The following is a 2,632-nucleotide window of genomic DNA, read 5'->3' on the forward strand; positions in this document are numbered from 1 at the left end:
AGCCGGAAGGCTGCCCGACGGCGAGCAGCAACGAGCCGGTGAAGCCGAAATGGTCCTCGACGCTCAGCATGCCGTCTGCTTCGAGCGTCGTGCGGCCAGGCAGCGTCGCGGCAAGCGACTTGACCGACCAGCCCCCTTCGACCGGCTCGGCCGACAGCCGCACGTCGCGCACCGTCGTGTCGCCCGCCACCACCGCCGGCAACCGCACCTCGAGCGTGCCCGGTATCGTCGGCTTCGGCATGTGCTGCAGCGTCTGCTCGAAAGCCGCGATGCGCTGATCGAGTGTGAAACCCGAACCGGCGGCTCCGCCGACGGCCTCGTCGAACTGAACCTGCGCGCCGCTGGCCTCCACGGCGAAATGCGGCTTCAGGCCGAGATCGACGGAGGCTTTGCCGTCGGCGGTATAGGGATTGTCGAGCGGCCCGGTCTCGAAGCGGAACTCGTCGACATTGAGCTTCTGGTGGTCGAGCGCGAACTTGCCGTTCAGCCGAAAGCCCGGGTCGGGCTTGCCGGTGCTGATCTTGACCGGCTGGCCGTCATTGCCACGCAGCTCGGCCGAGTTCTTGTCCGCGCCCGATATCTTGAACTGGCCGGAATAGACCGCGGCGCCCTTGACGATGCCGGCATTGCCGTCGGTCTCGATGATCAGCGGATAGGCACCGGGATCGGCTTTGAGCCTGAGCCGCATCTGGCCGTCGGCCTCGACCTTGCCGGTCGAGGCCGAGACGTCCGCGCGCAGGCCGTCGAAGCGCAGCGTTCCGTCCATGCGCCATGGACCGGTGAGCGCCTTGGCCGAAATCGTCGAGTTGATCTCGGAGACCAGATGGCTGCGTCCGCCGGCGGCATGGCGCAACTCGATCTGTCCCTCGGTCACCGTCAGCTTCTCGATGGCGATCTGACCCGGATCGAACGGCGTCGAAGGCCGGATCGCCCAATCGACGGTGCCGTCGCCGGCGACATTAATGATAGCCCTGGGGTGCACCAGCCGCATGTCGAAGATCAGCACCTCGCCGCGCAGGAAGGGGGCAAGCTCCGCATCCATGGAGAAGGTCTCGACCGTCATCGCCGGCTGGCCTTCAGGGCCGCCGGCCACCTCGACATTCGAGAAGGTCACCGAGGGAAACGGCAACAGCCGTGCCGTCGCATCGCCCTTCACCGTCACCTTGCGGCCGAGTATGGCGCTGGCCTCGCGCTCGAAATCGCCCCGATAGCCCGTCCAGTCGATGAAATACGGCACCACCAGCGCCGCGCACAGCACCAGCACGAACAGGCCACCGAAGATCACGAACAGGCGGGCGAGCATCTGTTTCCCAGGTTGAAGTCAGCCGCACTCTACCTGCATCCGCGTGTCCATAAAGAGGCAATTCAACGTGCGGCAGCCGCCAATGTCTCCAGTTGCGCGACCGCTCGTCGTCGGGATATCTCTTTTGCGAATCCCTGCCCATCCGGCCACGTCCCTGGCCGCCATACCCAACACGGAGCGTCCCCGATGTCAGGCAAGAACTGGGATAGAGTGCCCATCGACGCGCAGAGCGTCGACGCTCCGCTGTCGACAGCCGCGATTTTCCTCGTCGTCACGGTCGGCAGCGACCAGGCCGCGCTTTCGACCGCCGCCTCGGTGCTCAGCGAGCTCGACGATCTGGTCAAGAATGTCGGCTTCCGCGACCTGTCGGGCCGGCTGTCCTGCATCGCCGGCGTCGGCGTCGGGCTCTGGAACCGTTTGTCGCCCAACCGGCGGCCGCGCGAGCTGAAACCCTTCGCGCCGATCGAGGGCGCGGCGCATTCGGCGCCCTCGACGCGGGGCGATCTCCTGTTCCACATCCGTGCAGAGCGGCCCGACATGTGCTTCGAATTCGAGCGCATCCTGCTGGACGCCCTTGGCGGCAGCGTGACCGTCGTCGACGAGGTCTCAGGCTTTCGCTATTTCGACGCCCGCGACCTGCTCGGCTTCGTCGACGGCACCGCGAATCCGACCGGCCTCGACCTGCCGGCCTCCGCCTTGGTCGGCGACGAGGACGGCGACTTTGCCGGCGGCAGCTACGTCGTCGTGCAGAAATACCTGCACAACATGGCGGCCTGGAAAGAAACGCCGACCCACGTTCAGGAAGAGATCATCGGCCGCACCAAGATCGACAACATCGAGATCGATGACGACGACAAGCCGCGCAAGTCGCACAAGTCTCTGGCCACGATCGAGGACGACGCCGGCAATGAATACGATATTTTGCGCGACAACATGCCGTTCGGTCGTCCCGGGCAGAACGAGTTCGGCACCTATTTCATCGGCTACACGCGCTATCTGTGGGTGATCGAAAAGATGCTGCAGCGCATGTATGTCGGCGAGCCGCCCGGCGCCTATGACCGGCTGCTCGACTTCTCCACCCCGCACACCGGCACGACCTTTTTCGCGCCGACGCGGCCCATGCTGCAGAAGCTGGTCGAAGGCGCGGCGGAATAGACCGGGGCGGCGCGTTACCCCGCCGCCGGCAGAATCTTGCCGGGATTCATGATGTTGAGCGGGTCGAGCGCCTGCTTGATCGTGCGCATGACGTCGACGCCATGGCCGAGCTCGTGGCGGAGGAAACCGACCTTGCCCTGGCCGATGCCGTGCTCGCCGGTGCAGGTTCCTTCC

The 2,632-nt window shown here is 65.7% G+C and carries 3 protein-coding genes; 1 reads left to right on the forward strand and 2 read right to left on the reverse strand.

The genetic code is table 11. The annotated features are described in order from the left end of the window. Positions 1-1,303 (reverse strand): AsmA family protein (locus EOA27_RS31170; RefSeq protein WP_127258062.1); only part of this gene is annotated, 1,303 nt, incomplete at its 3' end. Between the two features lie 186 nt (positions 1,304-1,489). On the opposite strand from EOA27_RS31170, the gene EOA27_RS31175 reads away from it, so the two are divergent. Beyond that, positions 1,490-2,458: a Dyp-type peroxidase gene (locus EOA27_RS31175; protein ID WP_126082038.1), complete on the forward strand. Its 969-nt coding sequence runs from the start codon at positions 1,490-1,492 to the stop codon at positions 2,456-2,458. A 14-nt stretch (positions 2,459-2,472) separates the two neighbouring features. On the opposite strand, the gene EOA27_RS31180 is transcribed toward EOA27_RS31175, so the two are convergent. Then, a partial coding sequence (locus tag EOA27_RS31180; RefSeq protein ID WP_281059492.1) for an FAD-linked oxidase C-terminal domain-containing protein occupies positions 2,473-2,632 on the reverse strand: 160 nt, incomplete at its 5' end.

This window comes from Mesorhizobium sp. M2A.F.Ca.ET.037.01.1.1, assembly GCF_003998075.1.
Classification (GTDB): Bacteria; Pseudomonadota; Alphaproteobacteria; order Rhizobiales; family Rhizobiaceae; genus Mesorhizobium.